This is a genomic window from Solidesulfovibrio sp. (genome assembly GCF_029978005.1).
Lineage (GTDB): Bacteria > Desulfobacterota > Desulfovibrionia > Desulfovibrionales > Desulfovibrionaceae > Solidesulfovibrio.
Map to the genome: position 1 here is coordinate 1 of NZ_JARKOZ010000155.1, position 15,442 is coordinate 15,442.

Sequence of the window (15,442 nt, forward strand, 5' to 3'; positions counted from 1 at the left end):
TCACGGGGGCGGCACGCCTCGCTGCGCGAGCCGACGCCCCCGTGAATGCCGCCCCCACAAGGCCGTCGCCTGCGGCGAGGGGGAAGGAGGAGGAGTCAATGAACGGTCGTCTATAAAACCCCATCAGGGGGGGCCGGGGGGGATAATCCCCCCCGGCGGAGAGGTCCAGGAGAGGCAGCGCCTCTCCTGGTCTTCTCTTAGAGGCGCTGGCGTTTGTAGGAGTGGGTGTGCAGCAGGTGGTGCGACTTCTCGGACAGCGGCTTGCCCAGGAACTTCTCGTAGAGTTCGATGATGTACGGGTTCTGGTGCGACTTGCGCAGGGGCTTGCCCTCGTCCTCGTCGTACAGGACCTTGGTACGGAGCTTGAGCAGCTCGATGTCGCCGTGGTGGTAGGGCTGTCCGCCGCCGCCGATGCAGCCGCCGGGGCAGGCCATGACCTCGATGGCGTGGAAGGTCTCGCCGGCGCGCACGCGCTCAAGGAGCTTGCGGGCGTTGCCCAGGCCATGGGCGATGCCGATGACCAGCTCGTGGGGGCCGACCTTGACCACGGCGCGCTTGACGCCTTCCATGCCGCGCACGTCCTCGAACTCGACCTTGGTCAGGGTCTCGCCGGTGGCCAGCTCGTAGGCGGTGCGCAGCGCCGCCTCGATGACGCCGCCGGTGACGCCGAAGATCGGGGCCGCGCCGGTGGACGCGCCGAGCGGCGCGTCGAAGTCCTCGTCGGGAAGTCCGGCGAAGTCGATGTTCATGCGCTTGATCAGGCGCGCCAGCTCACGGGTGGAGATGACGATGTCCACGTCCGGGTTGCCGTCCACGGCGAACTCGGGACGGGCGCGCTCGTACTTTTTCGCCAGGCAGGGCATGACCGAGACCACCACCAGCTTTTCGCGGGGGATGCCCAGCATGTCGGCGTAGTAGGTCTTGGCGATGGCGCCGAACATCTGCTGGGGCGACTTGGCCGTCGACGGCACGTCGAGCATGTCCGGGAACTGGTGTTCGAAGAACTTGACCCAGCCCGGGCAGCAGGAGGTGAGGATGGGCAGCTTGGCCGTCTGGTCGCCGCCCAGGAACCGGGTCAGGCGGTCGAGGAACTCCGAGCCTTCCTCCATGATGGTCAGGTCGGCGGCGAAGTCGGTGTCGAAGACGTGGTCGAAGCCCAGGCGACGAAGCGCCGCGGCCATCTTGCCGGTGACCGAGGTGCCCGGGGCGATGCCCAGGTCCTCGCCCAGGGCGGCGCGCACGGCCGGGGCGGTCTGGACGATGACGACCTTTTCGGGATCGGCCAGGGCCTCGACCACTTCCCAGCTGTGGTCGTGCTCGACCAGCGCGCCCACCGGGCACACGGCCACGCACTGGCCGCAGTTGGTGCACACGGTGTCGGCCAGGTTCATCTCGAAGGCCGGGGCGACCACGGCGGTGAAGCCGCGGTTGACGCCGGAGAGCACGCCGCAGGTCTGGACCTGGTTGCAGACGGACTCGCAACGGCGGCACATGATGCACTTGTCCATGTCGCGGATGATGGAGGGGGAGATGTCCTTGCGGTAGTGGGACATCTCGCCGCCGTCATAAGGCGACTCGCGGATGCCGAAGCGCTCGGCCAGGGCCTGCAGCTCGCACTCGCCGGACTTGGCGCAGACCAGGCAGTCCTTGGGGTGGTCGGACAGCATGAGCTCGAGCACGGTCTTGCGGGCGTTTAAAACGCGCAGGGTGTTGGTCTTGACCACCATGTTGTCCGAGATCGGGGTGGCGCAGGCCGGGGCGAGGTTGCGCCGGCCCTCGACCTCGACCACGCAGACGCGGCAGGAGGCGACCTGGTTGTTGACCTTGAGCTCTTCCAGGTTGAAGTAGCACAGGGTCGGGATGTCGATGTCGAGCTTTTTGGCGGCATCCAGGATGGTGCTGCCCGCTGGCACGGACGTCGTCTTGCCGTCTATGGTTATTGTCAGCATGGACATTGCGGACCTCCTTGGATCCTTATTGCTTGATGATGGAGTCGAACTTGCACTTGTCGTAGCAGGCGCCGCACTTGATGCACTTCGTGGCATCGATGGTATGCGGCTGCTTCTTCGTGCCGGTTATGCACTCCACCGGGCAGACCTTGGTGCACAGCGTACAGCCGGTGCACTTGGCGGGATCGATGGTGTAGGTCAGCATGGCCGTGCAGACGTGGGCCGGGCACTTCTTCTCGTTGATGTGGGCTTCGTATTCGTTGGCGAAGGTGTCCATGGTGGACAGGATCGGGTTGGGCATGGTCTGGCCCAGGCCGCACAGCGCCGTGTCCTTGATGTTGTCGCACAGCGACTTGAGGCGCGGCAGGTCGGCCTTGGTGCCCTTGCCCTTGGTGATCTTGTCGAGGATCTCGTAGAGGCGCTTGGAGCCGATGCGGCAGGGCGTGCACTTGCCGCAGGTCTCGTCCATGGTGAAGTCCAGGAAGAACTTGGCCACGGACACCATGCAGTCGTCCTCGTCCATGACGACCATGCCGCCGGAGCCCATCATGGACTTGCGGGCGATGAGCGACTCGTAGTCGATGGCCACGTCGAGGTCCTTGTAGGAGAGCGCGCCACCCGAGGGGCCGCCGGTCTGCACGGCCTTGAACTTCTTGCCGTCGGGGCAGCCGCCGCCGATCTCGAAGATGACCTCGCGAAGCGTGATGCCCATGGGCACTTCAATGAGGCCCACGTTGACGATCTTGCCGGCCAGGGCGAAGACCTTGGTGCCCTTGGAGGTGGCGGTGCCGATGGACGAGAACCAGTCCGCGCCCTTGAGCACGATGGCCGGAACGTTGGCGAAGGTCTCGACGTTGTTGACGATGGTGGGCTTTTCCCAATAGCCGGACTGGGCCGGGAAGGGCGGCTTGGTCACGGGCTCGCCGCGCTTGCCTTCCATGGAGCGGATCAGCGCCGTTTCCTCGCCGCACACGAACGCGCCGGCGCCGTACTTGAGCTCGATGTCGAAGTCGAAGCCCGAGCCGAAGATGTTCTTGCCGAGCAGGCCGTAGGTGCGGGCGTCGTCGATGGCCTTGCGCAGGCGCTTGATGGCCAGGGGATACTCGGCCCGGATGTAGACCGTGCCGATGGTGGCGCCGATGGCGTAGCCGCCGATGGCCATGGCCTCGACCACCGAGTGGGGGTCGCCCTCGAGCACGGCGCGGTCCATGAACGCGCCCGGGTCGCCTTCGTCGGCGTTGCACACGATGTATTTCTGGTCGGCCTGGTTGCCCAGCGCGATGCCCCACTTGACGCCGGTGGGGAAGCCGCCGCCGCCGCGGCCGCGAAGCCCCGAGGTCTTGATGAGTTCCACCACCTCGGCCGGGGTCATGGTCAGGGCCTTGGCCAGGGCCTCGTAGCCGCGGATGGCGATGTAGTCGTCGATGCTTTCGGGATCGATGAAGCCGCAGTTGCGGGTCGCGATCCGAATTTGCTTTTTATCCGTGGTCGTCGCTGGCATGTCGTCGTCTCCCGGTTGGTTTGATTACAGGACTACCCGTTCGTAGTTGACGGGGATGATTCCCTCGACCGGTTCGCCCTTCATGACGTACTCGGTCACCAGTTCCCGGGCCCTGCCCTCGTCCACGCCGCCGAAGACCACGGGGGCCTTGCCGGGCAGCGTGATTTCCACGGTGGGTTCGGCGTAGCAGTAGGTCATGCAGCCGGACTGCATGAATTCCACGCCGGTCAGTCCGTTTTGGGCCACCTCGTCCTGCATGGCTTCCAGGGCGGCCCTGCCGCCGGCGGCGATGGAGCAGGTGGCCAGCGACACGTTGATGATGGTCTTGCCGTTGCCGGCGGCCTTGCGGGCCAGGATCTCCTGGCGCTTGGCCTTGAGCTCGTCGATGTTCCTGATGGTGCTCATGAAGCGCTCCTTGGCGTCCGGTCAGTGGGACGGGCTAGTAGTCGGCCAGGATCTTCTTCACCTGGCCGGGAGTGACGTTGCCGTAGACCTTCTCCCCGACCATGACGATGGGGGCCAGGGCGCAGCCGCCGACGCAGCGCAGGGTGTCGATGGAGAACTTGCCGTCCGGAGTGACGTCGCCGATGTCCACCTTGAGCTGCTCCTTGAAGGCCTGGACCACCTTGTCCGCGCCTTTGACGAAGCAGGCCGTGCCCATGCAGATGGAGATGGGGAACTTGCCCTTGGGCACCATGGTGAAGAAGGTGTAGAAGCTGACTACGCCGTAGACTTGCGCCAGGGGGACTTCCATGTAGTCGGCCACGAACTGCTGCACCTCGATGGGCAGGTAGCCGAAGACGCTTTGCGCCTTGTGCAGCACGGTGACGAGGTGGCCTTCCTTCTGGGGCAGGGCTTCGATGAATTGGACGACTTCCCGGTAGAGCGGCTGCGGCAGGACGGCATGATCCGGCACCCGGCATTCGCCGACCGCTTGACAAGTTGAGTTTTGCATACCCAAGCACCTCTCCTTACGGCATTTTAATGTTCCTGGAAGGCGAGGCACGGTGGCGGCGCCGGGACGGTGGCGGCGACGGACCGGGCTCCGCGGTGTTCCTGACCCCTGGTCACTTTGTGAAAAATATCACAAACTAGGGGGGCTTACTGCTCACGACGTCTACCCCTCTGGAATAATAGGATGTTCGTCGTACGTTCCGCTTTCTCGCCACAGAGCAGCAAGAACCGGACCAAGGACATTGTCTCAGGAATATCAGCCTATTGTGAAAAGCGGTGCCAGGCAGGCCGGGGCCGGAAGGGGCGACAAGGCGTGATCGTGTCCCGGGGCGGCGGTGGCAGTGGTGGAGAAACTTCCAGAAAAGCTTTGATTCCACGATGTTGGCTGCCACAAGACAAAGTGCGCTAGCCGTCGGGAAAAAATGGGTCAAAATGCCACCCTCCCAGACGCCTCTGGGCTTCTGTGGTTGCCGGACTCGCGGGATATGATTTTCAGGACTACGGTAGCACGTTTTGTTTCCATGCGCATCCCCCCCTCCCCCATGGGCCTGGGGTCTCGCCCGGGTCGGCGGGGGCGGGCAGAGGGGCGTCGCGGTCCGGGATCGCGGAGGGATGTCCGTATTTTCGGACTATTGGGCCGGGAGCGGACAAGCCCGGCGCGGCGGGGAATAAAAATCGCCGCCGCGCCGGGCTTTGGCGAAAAGCGTTCGGGAGCGGCGGCCGCGACCGGCGATGCGGCCCCGGGCCGCCGGTCAGGCCAGCATCTCGTCCACCAGGCCCTTGAGGTTGTCGGCCTCCCGGGACAGGCCGGCCACGGCGGCGTCCGAATCCTCCATGGCCGCGGCCGTGTCGCCCGAGACGCGGCTGATGGACTCCACGGTGCGGCTGATCTCCTCGCTCACGGCCGACTGCTGCTCGGCGGCGGCGGCGATGGCCTGCACCTGGTCGGCCGAGGCCGTCACCAGGGCCACGATGCCGGAAAGGGCGTCGCCCGAGCGCCGGGCCAGGGCGTCGGCCCCTTCGATGGCCGTGGCCGCCTGCTCCACGCTTTTGACGTGCTCGCCGGTGCCGTGCTGGATGGCGGTGACGGCCTGCTCGACCTCCTTGGTGGCGGCCATGGTCTTTTCGGCCAGCTTTCGGACCTCGTCGGCCACCACGGCGAAGCCGCGCCCGGCCTCGCCGGCCCGGGCCGCCTCGATGGCGGCGTTGAGCGCCAGCAGGTTGGTCTGGTCCGCGATGTCGGAAATCACGCCGATGACCGCGCCGATGCCCTGGGCCTCGCGGCCGAGCACCGTGATGTCCTCGCGAAGCGCCGCCGCCTTCTCGCGGATGGCCCCGATCATGGACACGAGGTCGAGCACGGTCTTCGATCCCTCGTCGGCCTTGGCCCGGGCCTCGGCGGCGGTGGTGGCGGCTTCGCCGGCGTTCTTGGCCACTTCCATGACCACGCTGTTCATTTCGCCGATGGCCAGGGACGTCTCGGCGGCCGAGGCCCGCTGGGCCTGCGCTCCCTCCCTGGCCTCGCCGACCTTGCCGGTGAGCGCCTCGCAGGCCCCGCCCAGGCGGATGATGACGCCCTCGAGGGTGCGGGCGGCGGCGGCCGCGCCTTCGCGCCGGGCGGCCACGGCCGCCTCCCGGGCCGTTTCGGCCTCGGCCAGGCAGGTTCCGGCCCGGGCGGCCTCGTCCGCCGCCTCGCGGGTCTTCTGGTCGGCCTCGATGATCTTCTGCTTGAGGTTGTCCACGAGCGTGCACAGGGCGTCGGCCAGGGAGGTGATCTCGTCGGTGCGTCCGCCGAGGATGCGCTTGTCCACGCGTTCGTGGATCTCCAGGCAGGCGTCCATGTCGCCCGTGGCGATGCGCTGGCTGTGGCTGGCCAGGAAGGCCAGCCGGTCGATGATGGTGCGCTTCATGAAAAGCCACAGCGCCGCCACCAGGGCCAGCAGGCCGCCCAGGGAGAGCAGGGCGGTCTTGGTCTGGGCCGCGGACAGGGCGGCCATTTCCGGCGAGACGTCCTCCACGGTGACCAGGGCCCCGAGCACGGGGCGGCTGGCCCCGTGGCAGTGGTGGCAGTCCGGGGCGTTCTTCACGGCCCGCACCGTGACGAAGGCGGGCCTCTCCCCGGCGTGCAGCAGGGCAGCGCCGTCGAGCCCCTTGGCCAGAGCCCCGTCGAGCAGGGCGGCCACGTCCGGTTCGGGCAGGCTGTGGGACAGGGGGCGGCGCAGGGCGTCGGCACGGGTGGCGTAGGTGGTCTCGCCGCGGAAATCGGTGAGAAAGGCGTTGGACCTGCCGCCGGCCTCGGCGATCCGGGTGAACTGGGCCGTGGTGCCTTGGCTGTCGCCGAGGAGCATGGGTTCGCTGACCACGAGCTGGATGAGGTCGGCCGTGCGCCTGGAGGCGGCCTGGATCTGGGCCAGGGCGTTGTGGCGCTGCCACAGGGCGCTCGCCGTGAACAGTCCGGCCAGGACGGCGGCGGCCACCAGGCACACCAGGATCAGGGCCTTGGAACCGAGGGAGAGGGAACCGAAGCTTCTGCGCATGGGAAACCTCCCGGGCGCGGCCGTGGCGGCGCGCCTGGCGTCGCGGTGCGGATGCGGAACCTGGCGGCGCGCCGCCTAATGCGCCCCGGCCTTGAGCAGCGGCTTGTAGCCGAAGGCGCGGACGCGGGATTCGTTGTGGCAGCCCTGGCAGTCGGCCACGGTGGGCTTGCCCCTGATGGCGGCCGGATCGCCCGAGGCGGCGTGGGCCGCGCCCGGGCCGTGGCAGACCTCGCAGCCGGCGTCGGCCAGTCCCGGGGTGGCGGCGAAGCTCGTGAAGCCCCCGGGCTGGCCGTAGCCCGTCACGTGGCAGGCGAAGCAGCCGGCCAGTTCCTCGGGCGTGAGCTTGACGGCCATGCGCCGGACGTTTTCCGAAGCATGGGCCTTTTTGGAGTGCTTGACGAAGGCCGCGTGCTGGTCGGGGTGGCAGCCGGCGCAGGCGGCCGTGCCCACATAGCGGGCCTCCTCGGCCAGGGCCGCCCCGCGCGGGCCGGGACACAGGAACGCAAGGCCCCACAGGGCCGGGACCAGCCATGCTCGCCATGCCATGGGCGTACTCCCTTTGAAGGGCGAGGCGGGGCCGTCGCGGACGGGAACGACGGCCCACGCGTCGCCTCGGTGGCCTCGTCGCGCGTCCCGCCGGGCAGGGAAGGGCACACGCGGTAAGGTCTGATTCGTGATGAGAAGAGCAAGATGCATACCGGGGAGACGGTATCCGGGGCAGGCGGGCGTGGTTGGAGGCGGCTTGGCGCAGACGTTGTCGAAGGGTGCCAACAAGCTGAAATAATAATAATTTTCAAGATATGTGAGGCGGCCGCCCCCGGGTCGGGCAGGCGGGTGCGGCAACGGCCGGCGGCGGGCGCGTGATGGCCTGGAGCCTTTTGCCTCAAAACGGCGGCGAGGGTGTGTCAGAAGCCGGCAAGGAGCAGGCCCCGGGACGGGGTCACATGATGTCGTACTCCCTGATCTTGCGGTAGAGCGTCTTGCGGGAGATGCCGAGCGCCGTGGCGGCCAGGGTGCGGTTGTTGCCGAAGCAGGCCAGAACCTTGGCGATGTGCTCGCGCTCCACGGCCTCGAGCGACAGGAAGTCGCTTTCGCCCTCGACCTGCACGGAGAGTTCCCGGGGCAGGGCGTTCTCGGTGATGACCCCGCCCTCGGCCAGGATGACCCCGCGCTCGATGACGTTTCTCAGCTCGCGGATGTTGCCCGGCCACTGGTAGTTGATGAGGCACCCCATGGCCCGGTCGGACACGCGGTAGGTGCCGGCGGCCTGCACCCGGCCGAGGAAGTATTCCACCAGGAGCGGGATGTCCTCCTTGCGCTCGCGCAGCGGCGGCAGCTCGATGTTGAAGACGTTGATGCGGTGGTAGAGCGCCTCGTGGAAGCGGCCGGCCTCCACCTCCTTGGCCAGGTTGCGGTTGGTGGCGAAGACCAGGCGGATGTCGGTGGTGCGCTCGTCCTTGTCGCCCACGCGCCGGTAGGTCTTGTTCTCCAGGGTGCGCAAAAGCGAGGCCTGCACCTCCATGGGGAGCTCGCCGATCTCGTCGAGGAACAGCGTCCCCTTGTTGGCGAAGGTCATGAGGCCCTCGCGGTTTTCCGTGGCCCCGGTGAACGAGCCCTTGACGTAGCCGAAGAGCTCGGAGCGGGCCAACTCCTTCTGGAGCGTGGCGCAGTTTTTGATGACGTAGGGCTTGTCCGCCCGCCTGGACCGGGCCTGGATGGCCGTGGCCGCGACCTCCTTGCCGGCCCCGGACTCGCCGGTGATGAGCACGGGCACGTCGGTGGGCGCGACCTTCTCGATCAGGAAGCGAATCTGTTTGATGGCGGCGGAGTTGCCCACGATCTGCTGGGGCTGGTCGCGGGTCTGGGCGTGCCGCAGCTGGCGGTTTTCGAAGCGCAGGCAGGCCCGCTGGTAGGCCCGCTCCACGATGAGTTCCAGCTCCTCCAGGTTGAAGGGCTTGGTGATGTAGTCGTAGGCTCCGAGCTTCATGGCCTCCACGGCCGAGTCGATGTTGCCGTGGCCGGTGATGATGATGACCTCCACGTCCGGGGAGTGCTGGCGGATCTCCACCAGCAGGTCCAGGCCGTCGGCGTCGGGCAGGCGCAGGTCCAGGACCGCCACCTCGTAGGCGTTGCGGCGCAGCATCTCCCGGGCCTGGTGGGCGGTTTCCGCCGTGGCCACGGCGCGGGCCGGGGAGGAGAGCTCCTTTTTGAGCAGTTTGCCGATGGAGGGCTCGTCGTCGACGACAAGGACGCTGTAGGGGCTCGTCATGGGAGTTTTTCCGGGTTTAAGGGAAATTTCACGGTGAAGGTCGCGCCCTGGCCTGGTTCGCTTTGCACCGCGATCTCCCCTTGGTGCTTGGCCACGATGGACATGCAGGTGGAGAGGCCAATGCCGATGCCCTTGCCGGCCCGCTTGGTGGTGAAAAACGGCTCGAAGAGCTTGTCCAGGTGCTCGGGCTTCACGCCGCAGCCGGAGTCGGCCACGGACAGGCACACCGCCCCGGAGGAGGACTGGAAGGTGGTGATGACGATGCGGCCCGGCCCGGCGATGGCGTCCATGGCGTTGACGAGGAGGTTGAGCATGACCTGCTTGATCTGGTGTTCGTCGCCGGAGACCGGGGGCAGGTCTTCGCTGAGTTCCGTGCGCACGGTGATCTTGGCCTGGCTGCGCTGCTTGAGGTGGCTGCGCAGGAGCTTGAGGGTGTCCTCGACCACGGCGTTTAGGCTCACCGGCGAAAAGCTCACGGTCTTGTGGCGGCTGAAGGTGAGCAGGGTGGTGACGATGTCCTGGCAGCGCCGGCATTCCTGGAGGATGGTGCTGACGTAGTCCTCCACGTCGTCCACAACCCGGGGATCGACCTTTTCGCGCAGGGCCGGCAGACGGCGGCGCAGGCCCTCGGCGAAGCCGAAGATGGCCGTGAGGGGATTGTTGACCTCGTGGGCCACGCCCGTGGCCAGCATGCCGATGGTGGCCATCTTCTCGGCCTGGTAGAACTTGGCCTGGTATTCCTTTTCCCGGGTCACGTCGCGCTTGAACACCAGGATGTGCTGCTCCGGGTCGTCGGGGTGGTGGATGGGCGAGGCCACCATCTCGTATTGCACGTTCTTGCCGCCGATCTTGAAGATGGCGGTCTCGCGGCAGATGTCGCCCGTGGCCAGGGACCGGCTGGCCGGGCAGTCCGGGCAGGGCTGGTCCTGACCCCGGAAGAGCTGGTGGCAGAACTTCCCTTCCGGGGCCGGGTCGGGGAAGGTCTGGCGGAAGACGTGGTTGACCGAGAGGATGCGCAGCTCCGGCGAGAGCACCATCATGATGTCGGTGATGCCGTCGAGGATGGCGGCGATCTCGCGGCGGCGCTGGGAGGACTGGGCGTTGGCGTCTTTGAGGGCTTCGATGGTCTGGCGCAGCTCCTGGAAAAAGCCGAGCTTGCTGTGTTCGATGCCGATGAGGTCCTCGAGGGACGGCGCCCGCCAGGGCATCACCAGGCCTCCTGGCACACGCCGAGCAGGGATTCCCATGTGGCGGGCCTGGGATTGGTCAGGGTGCAGGCGTCGTTGACCGCCGCTTTGGCGATGGTCTCCAGGCAGCTGCGGTCGGGCAGGATGTCGCGCAGGCGCACGGGCACGCCGAGGTCGGCGAAGAAGCGCTCCAGCCAGCTGATGCCGGCCTGGGCGATGTACTGGGAGGAGCACATGCGCGGGCCGCAGACGATGCGCCCGATGGCCGCCAGCTTGTCCACGCTGGCCGGCAGGTTGAAGCGCATGACGTGGGGCAGGAGGATCGGGTGGACCAGGCCGTGGAGCACGTCGAACATGCCGCCCAGCGAATGGGCCAGGGAATGCCCGACGCCCAGGCCCGCGTTGGAGAAGGACATGCCGGCCGAGGTCGCGGCGATGCTCAGGTTCTCCAGGGCCTCGATGGAGCGGTCCTCCAGGGCCGGCCGGAGGTTCTGGGAGATCAGCCGCATGGCCTTGAGGGCCTGGTGCTCGGTGAACGGCGAGGAAAGCAGCGAAAGGTAGGACTCCACGGCGTGGGCGAAGGCGTCGATGCCCGAGGAGATGATGAGCTTCTCGCTTTTGGTCAGGAGCACCAGGGGATCGATGATGGAGATGTTGGGCACCAGCGACCGGCTGATGATGGACATCTTGAGCTGGCGCTCCACGTCGGTGATGATGCAGAACTGGGAGATGTCCGAGCCCGAGCCGGCCGTGGTGGGCAGAAAGATCATGGGGGGCAGGGGGCGCATGATGCGGTTGGCCCCTTCGTAGTCGCTGATGCGGCCGCCGTTGCCGACGATGGTGGCGATGCCCTTGGCCGCGTCCATGGGGCTGCCGCCGCCCACGGCGATGAGGACGTCGGCGCGTTCGCGCACGTAGATTTCCGCGCCCTCGTGGACCTGATAGTCGCGGGGGTTGGAATTGACGGCGTCGTAGTAGATCCACTCCAGGCCGTTGTCGCGCAGGATCTCCATGATGCGGTCGACCCAGCCGGCCGCGACCAGGCCCTGGTCGCTGACGAGCAGCACCCGCCGTCCGCCCAGGCGCTTGGCGCAGGAGGCCAGATGGACGATGCTGCCGCGTCCGAAGATGATCTCGGGGATGGCGAACTTGCTGATCCGCATGGCGCTCCTTGCGGCTGGGGCGGGCGGAGGTCCCGCCGGCGCGGGCAGGCGTTACCCGGAAAAGGACAACGGCCGGCCCGGCGTTTTCCGCAAGGCCAGACTTCAATGATTTCGACTGTAAACTATACCGCGCCCGCGCAAAAGGTCAAGCCGGCCCGGCCGGAGGCCCTGGCGCGCCTCACTCCCGACTGAACCGTTCGACGAGTTCCGCAAGCGTCGTCCCCAGGGCCTCGCAGATGGCTTCCACCTCGATCAGGTCGAGCCTGCGCTGTCCGCTTTCGTACTTGCTCACGAAGGACTGCGGACATCCCAGCCGCGCGGCCAGCTCGGCCTGACGCAGGCCGGCCTCCTTGCGCAACGCGAACAGCAGGGCGCGCAGGGATTCGTAGCGCCGGGAGTAGTTATGAAACTTCACAACATGTAAATAGATCGGGTTGCGGAATATCCCAAAAGGGGATATTTTCCGTAACAGAAAGCTGAAGAAAAGGCGGGGCACCGTTTCAGGACGACAATTGCGGGCAGGGACAAAGGGGCGAGGCGCACCATAAAGGCAGGGCCTCCTTGTTTCCAGCGGCATGGGCGGCAAGGCGCAAGGCTGTTTTGGGCGGCAAGCGCCTTTTGCCTTCTCAGAACGGCGCTGAACACATTTCTTGAGATTTGAAAATAGGGCGGCAGGGGGCGCGGCGGAATTCCGCGTTATTTTTATGAAGGCGTTGTCTCTGCACAGGTATTTACAGGGTTATATCCATGCTTGAATCGCCATGCGAAAGCGATGCGAAACCATGCGGGAAGGCGTCGCGAGCGGCGCGGCCCGGTCGTGAGCCGGGTCGCTGGAGAGGGGAGCCGGTGGAGAACTGGCGTGCGCCGGGTCCTTCGTGGTGGAGCGGATGCATGCACATCGCGATGGGGATGTCTCGGGGGGTGCCGCTGCTGCTTGAGAGTGTAATGAAACTATGTTGAGGCGATATTGGTATTTATTTTGCGATATTTTGTGAAAAACAAAAAAACGATGACTTTTATAAGCCGCTCATATAAAAAATGAAGGAGGTGTTGTTGCCGGAAGAGTTGACGACAATGGACTCGAAACAGAATGCACAGGGGTCATGGCGAAAGACATGGGGGCATTCGGAGTTTCGGTCTTGGGATAAACATCCTCACATAAGGCGCAATGATTCTCGGGGGGGCGCATGACGGCGAGGATGCATCGGCGACAAGCGTCATCGTTGGCTGGGTATGGATGCGTCGGCGGTTATTACTGAACGACCCTTCATGTCCTTGGGGGAGCGGAGCGCTTGCAGGTCAGGCGGAACGTTGGCCGCCTGTGTAGTGTAGTGTCTGCAACGCTGGAATGTGGAGGAGTCGTATGCAATGGTTCAACAATTTGCGTGTCGGTAAAAAACTTGTCCTGTCATTTATCCTTATGGCGCTTATTACTGCTGCAGTAGGCTTCCTTGGACTGCGGAATATGGGCGTTATCAACGACATGAACGACGTGATGTATACGAGAGAGCTGATAGGCATCTCCGCAATGAAAGAGGCAAATATAAATCTTTTATATATTGACCGAGGTATAAAAAATCTCATTCTTTCTAGAACTGCCGAAGAACGTAACCAGGTGCAGGAGCGTCTCGGGCAGTATAAGAAAGAATACATGAATCAGATGGCCACGGCCAAACCCCTTTTTGTATCCAAGGAAGGCAAAGAGGCCATGGCCAAGCTCGACACGGCCTGGAACGCCCTCCAGCCCGTTTGGGACCAGATCATCGAGACCTGTAAGAAAGAGGATCTCCAGAACAATCGGGCTTCTATCGAACTGTCCATGGGAGCCGGCCGGGAGAAGGTGAAGGTCGTCGACGACATCATGACGGACCTTGTCCGCATAAAGGAAGACAACGCCAAGGAATATTACACGGATTCCACGGCGATCTACAATTCCAGCCGGCTGACGATGTTGACCATCGTTGGCGCGAGCATCCTGCTCGGCCTGGGGCTCGGGGTGGCCATCTCCCGGGCCATCGCCAAGCCGCTGACCGCCTGCGTGGAGTTCGCCAAGGCCCTGGCCCGGGGCGATCTCGGCCACAAGCTCGACATCGTGCGGGCCGACGAGGTGGGCGAGGTCTGCCAGGCCCTGCGCGACGTGGCCGCGGCCGAGGGCAAGGTCACGGAGCTGGCCGGCAAGATGGCCGAGGGCGACCTGCGGCTCAAGGTGGAGCCGCGCTGCGAGGCCGATTCCCTCATGCGCTCCCTGGCCGCCATGATTGAGCGCCTGACCGAGGTGGTGGAAGAGGTGAAAAGCGGGGCCGAGAACATGGCCTCGGGCTCGGAGGAGCTCAGCGCCTCCTCAGAATCCCTGTCCCAGGGCGCTTCCGAACAGGCCGCCTCGGTGGAGGAAAGTTCCTCGTCCATGGAGCAGATCAACAGCTCCATCATGCGCAACGCCGACAACGCCCGCCAGACCGAGACCCTGGCCAAAAAGGCCAGCAGCGACGCCAAGGAATCCGGCCAGGCCATGAACGACACCGTGACCGCCATGCGCCAGATCGCGGCCAAGATCTCCATCATCGAAGAAATCGCCCGCCAGACCGACCTGCTGGCCTTAAACGCCGCCGTGGAAGCGGCCCGGGCCGGCGAACACGGCCGGGGCTTCGCCGTGGTCGCCTCCGAGGTGCGCAAGCTCGCCGAACGCAGCCAGACCGCCGCGGCCGAGATCAACAGCCTCTCGGCATCGAGCCTCGACGTGGCCGAGAGGGCCGGCCGGCTCCTGGAAATGCTCGTGCCGGACATCCTCAAGACCTCGGACCTGGTGCAGGAGATCGCCGCCGCCTCCCACGAGCAGAGCGCCGGTGCGGAGCAGGTCAACCGGGGGCTCCAGCAGCTCGACCAGGTCGTGCAGCAGAACGCCTCGGCCTCGGAGGAACTGGCCTCCACGGCCGAGGAACTCTCCTCCCAGGCCGCCCAGCTCGTCAGCACGGTGGGATTTTTCCAGGTGGCCGGGCAGACGGCCTCCAGGAACGCGGGCCGGGCCATGCGCGCCCAGCCCGCAGCCAAGGCCGGCCAGCGCAAGCAGGCGCCCCAGCGCCAGCGCCTGGTCTCTCTGCCGCCGGCCGACGGCGCCGGGCACGACGACGAGCAGTTCGAACAGTTCTAAGTCCCTCCCGTCCCGCGCCGGCGGCCTGCCGGCGCGGGACGGAGAGACGCTTGCGGGAGGCTTCCATGGAAGAGAAGGCAGTTTCCGGGGTCCGGCGCGTCCTGACCCTGACGCTCGGCGAAACGGGCTGTTTCGCCATCGACATCTTCGTGGTGCGCGAGATCCTGGACTTTACCGAAATCACCCGGCTGCCCCGGATGCCGGAGCACATGCGCGGCGTGGTCGACGTGCGGGGCCAGGCCGTGCCCGTGGTGGACCTCGGCGTCAAGCTGGGCTTCGGCCCGGTGGAGCAGACCATCCACACGCGCATCGTCATCGTGGAGCAGACTGATGAGCAAGGCCAGGTGCGGCTCATCGGCGCGCTGACCGAGGCGGTCAAGGAGGTGCTGGAACTTGACGAGGCCGGCATCGCGCCACCCCCGTCCATGGGCATGGAGGTGGAAAACTCCTGCATCCAGGGCATCAGCCACCATGACGGCCGGTTCATCGTGCTCCTCGACACGGCCCGTGTCTTCGACACGGACGAGGTCCAGGGTTTGGCCGGCCTGGTGGAGCGCGCCGCCGCGGACACGCAGCGCGACGCCGCCTGAGCCGCGTCCGCGAAACGGCTGGGGGGCTTCTCCTGAAAATACGGCCGTATTTTTAGGGAACGCCGTCGGGGATCCGCCGGGAAGACAAACATCCGGCCGTGCGGGCGTTGGCAAACGCCGGCACGGCTTTTTTGCGCCCCCGAT

The 15,442-nt window shown here is 65.9% G+C and carries 12 protein-coding genes; 2 read left to right on the forward strand and 10 right to left on the reverse strand.

Annotated features, from left to right (window positions below; translation table 11 throughout):
* Window positions 1-197: 197 nt before the first annotated feature.
* The 10 genes from Q1K70_RS17575 to Q1K70_RS17620 all read right to left on the reverse strand — a co-directional run bounded on the left by Q1K70_RS17575 (window position 198) and on the right by Q1K70_RS17620 (window position 11,975).
* Window positions 198-1,955, reverse strand: a complete 1,758-nt coding sequence (locus Q1K70_RS17575) for an NADH-dependent [FeFe] hydrogenase, group A6 (protein WP_300162366.1) — start codon at window positions 1,953-1,955, stop codon at window positions 198-200.
* Between the two features lie 19 nt (window positions 1,956-1,974).
* Window positions 1,975-3,450 carry an NADH-ubiquinone oxidoreductase-F iron-sulfur binding region domain-containing protein gene (locus Q1K70_RS17580; protein WP_300162369.1) on the reverse strand — a complete coding sequence of 492 codons (1,476 nt, stop codon included), beginning with the start codon at window positions 3,448-3,450 and terminating at the stop codon, window positions 1,975-1,977.
* A gap of 24 nt (window positions 3,451-3,474) precedes the next feature.
* Window positions 3,475-3,855 (reverse strand): (2Fe-2S) ferredoxin domain-containing protein, encoded by a 381-nt coding sequence (locus tag Q1K70_RS17585; RefSeq protein ID WP_300162372.1) that lies wholly within the window; start codon window positions 3,853-3,855, stop codon window positions 3,475-3,477.
* Between the two features lie 34 nt (window positions 3,856-3,889).
* Window positions 3,890-4,405 (reverse strand): NADP-reducing hydrogenase subunit HndA, encoded by a 516-nt coding sequence (gene hndA / locus Q1K70_RS17590; protein WP_300162375.1) that lies wholly within the window; start codon window positions 4,403-4,405, stop codon window positions 3,890-3,892.
* A 751-nt stretch (window positions 4,406-5,156) separates the two neighbouring features.
* Window positions 5,157-6,941, reverse strand: coding sequence for a methyl-accepting chemotaxis protein (locus Q1K70_RS17595; RefSeq protein ID WP_300162377.1), 1,785 nt, complete (start codon window positions 6,939-6,941; stop codon window positions 5,157-5,159).
* Window positions 6,942-7,016: 75 nt separating this feature from the next.
* A complete protein-coding gene (locus Q1K70_RS17600; RefSeq protein WP_300162380.1) occupies window positions 7,017-7,487 on the reverse strand; it encodes a cytochrome c family protein in 471 nt (156 codons plus the stop codon).
* 394 nt (window positions 7,488-7,881) lie between these two features.
* Window positions 7,882-9,210, reverse strand: a complete 1,329-nt coding sequence (locus tag Q1K70_RS17605) for a sigma-54 dependent transcriptional regulator (RefSeq protein WP_300162383.1) — start codon at window positions 9,208-9,210, stop codon at window positions 7,882-7,884.
* Window positions 9,207-10,418, reverse strand: coding sequence for an ATP-binding protein (locus tag Q1K70_RS17610; RefSeq protein ID WP_300162506.1), 1,212 nt, complete (start codon window positions 10,416-10,418; stop codon window positions 9,207-9,209). The genes Q1K70_RS17605 and Q1K70_RS17610 overlap by 4 nt, the downstream gene beginning before the upstream one ends.
* Complete coding sequence (locus tag Q1K70_RS17615; protein WP_300162385.1) at window positions 10,418-11,560, reverse strand: iron-containing alcohol dehydrogenase; 1,143 nt, start codon at window positions 11,558-11,560, stop codon at window positions 10,418-10,420. The genes Q1K70_RS17610 and Q1K70_RS17615 overlap by 1 nt, the downstream gene beginning before the upstream one ends.
* Before the next feature lie 178 nt (window positions 11,561-11,738).
* Window positions 11,739-11,975, reverse strand: a complete 237-nt coding sequence (locus Q1K70_RS17620) for a helix-turn-helix transcriptional regulator (RefSeq protein ID WP_300162387.1) — start codon at window positions 11,973-11,975, stop codon at window positions 11,739-11,741.
* A 948-nt stretch (window positions 11,976-12,923) separates the two neighbouring features.
* Here Q1K70_RS17620 and Q1K70_RS17625 point away from each other — a divergent pair.
* Together Q1K70_RS17625 and Q1K70_RS17630 are read left to right on the forward strand one after the other, a co-directional pair.
* The gene (locus Q1K70_RS17625; protein ID WP_300162389.1) at window positions 12,924-14,708 is read left to right on the forward strand and encodes a methyl-accepting chemotaxis protein; all 1,785 of its coding nucleotides are present in this window, start codon (window positions 12,924-12,926) and stop codon (window positions 14,706-14,708) included.
* 65 nt (window positions 14,709-14,773) lie between these two features.
* Window positions 14,774-15,298 carry a chemotaxis protein CheW gene (locus Q1K70_RS17630; RefSeq protein WP_300162392.1) on the forward strand — a complete coding sequence of 175 codons (525 nt, stop codon included), beginning with the start codon at window positions 14,774-14,776 and terminating at the stop codon, window positions 15,296-15,298.
* The last annotated feature ends 144 nt before the right edge of the window (window positions 15,299-15,442 follow it).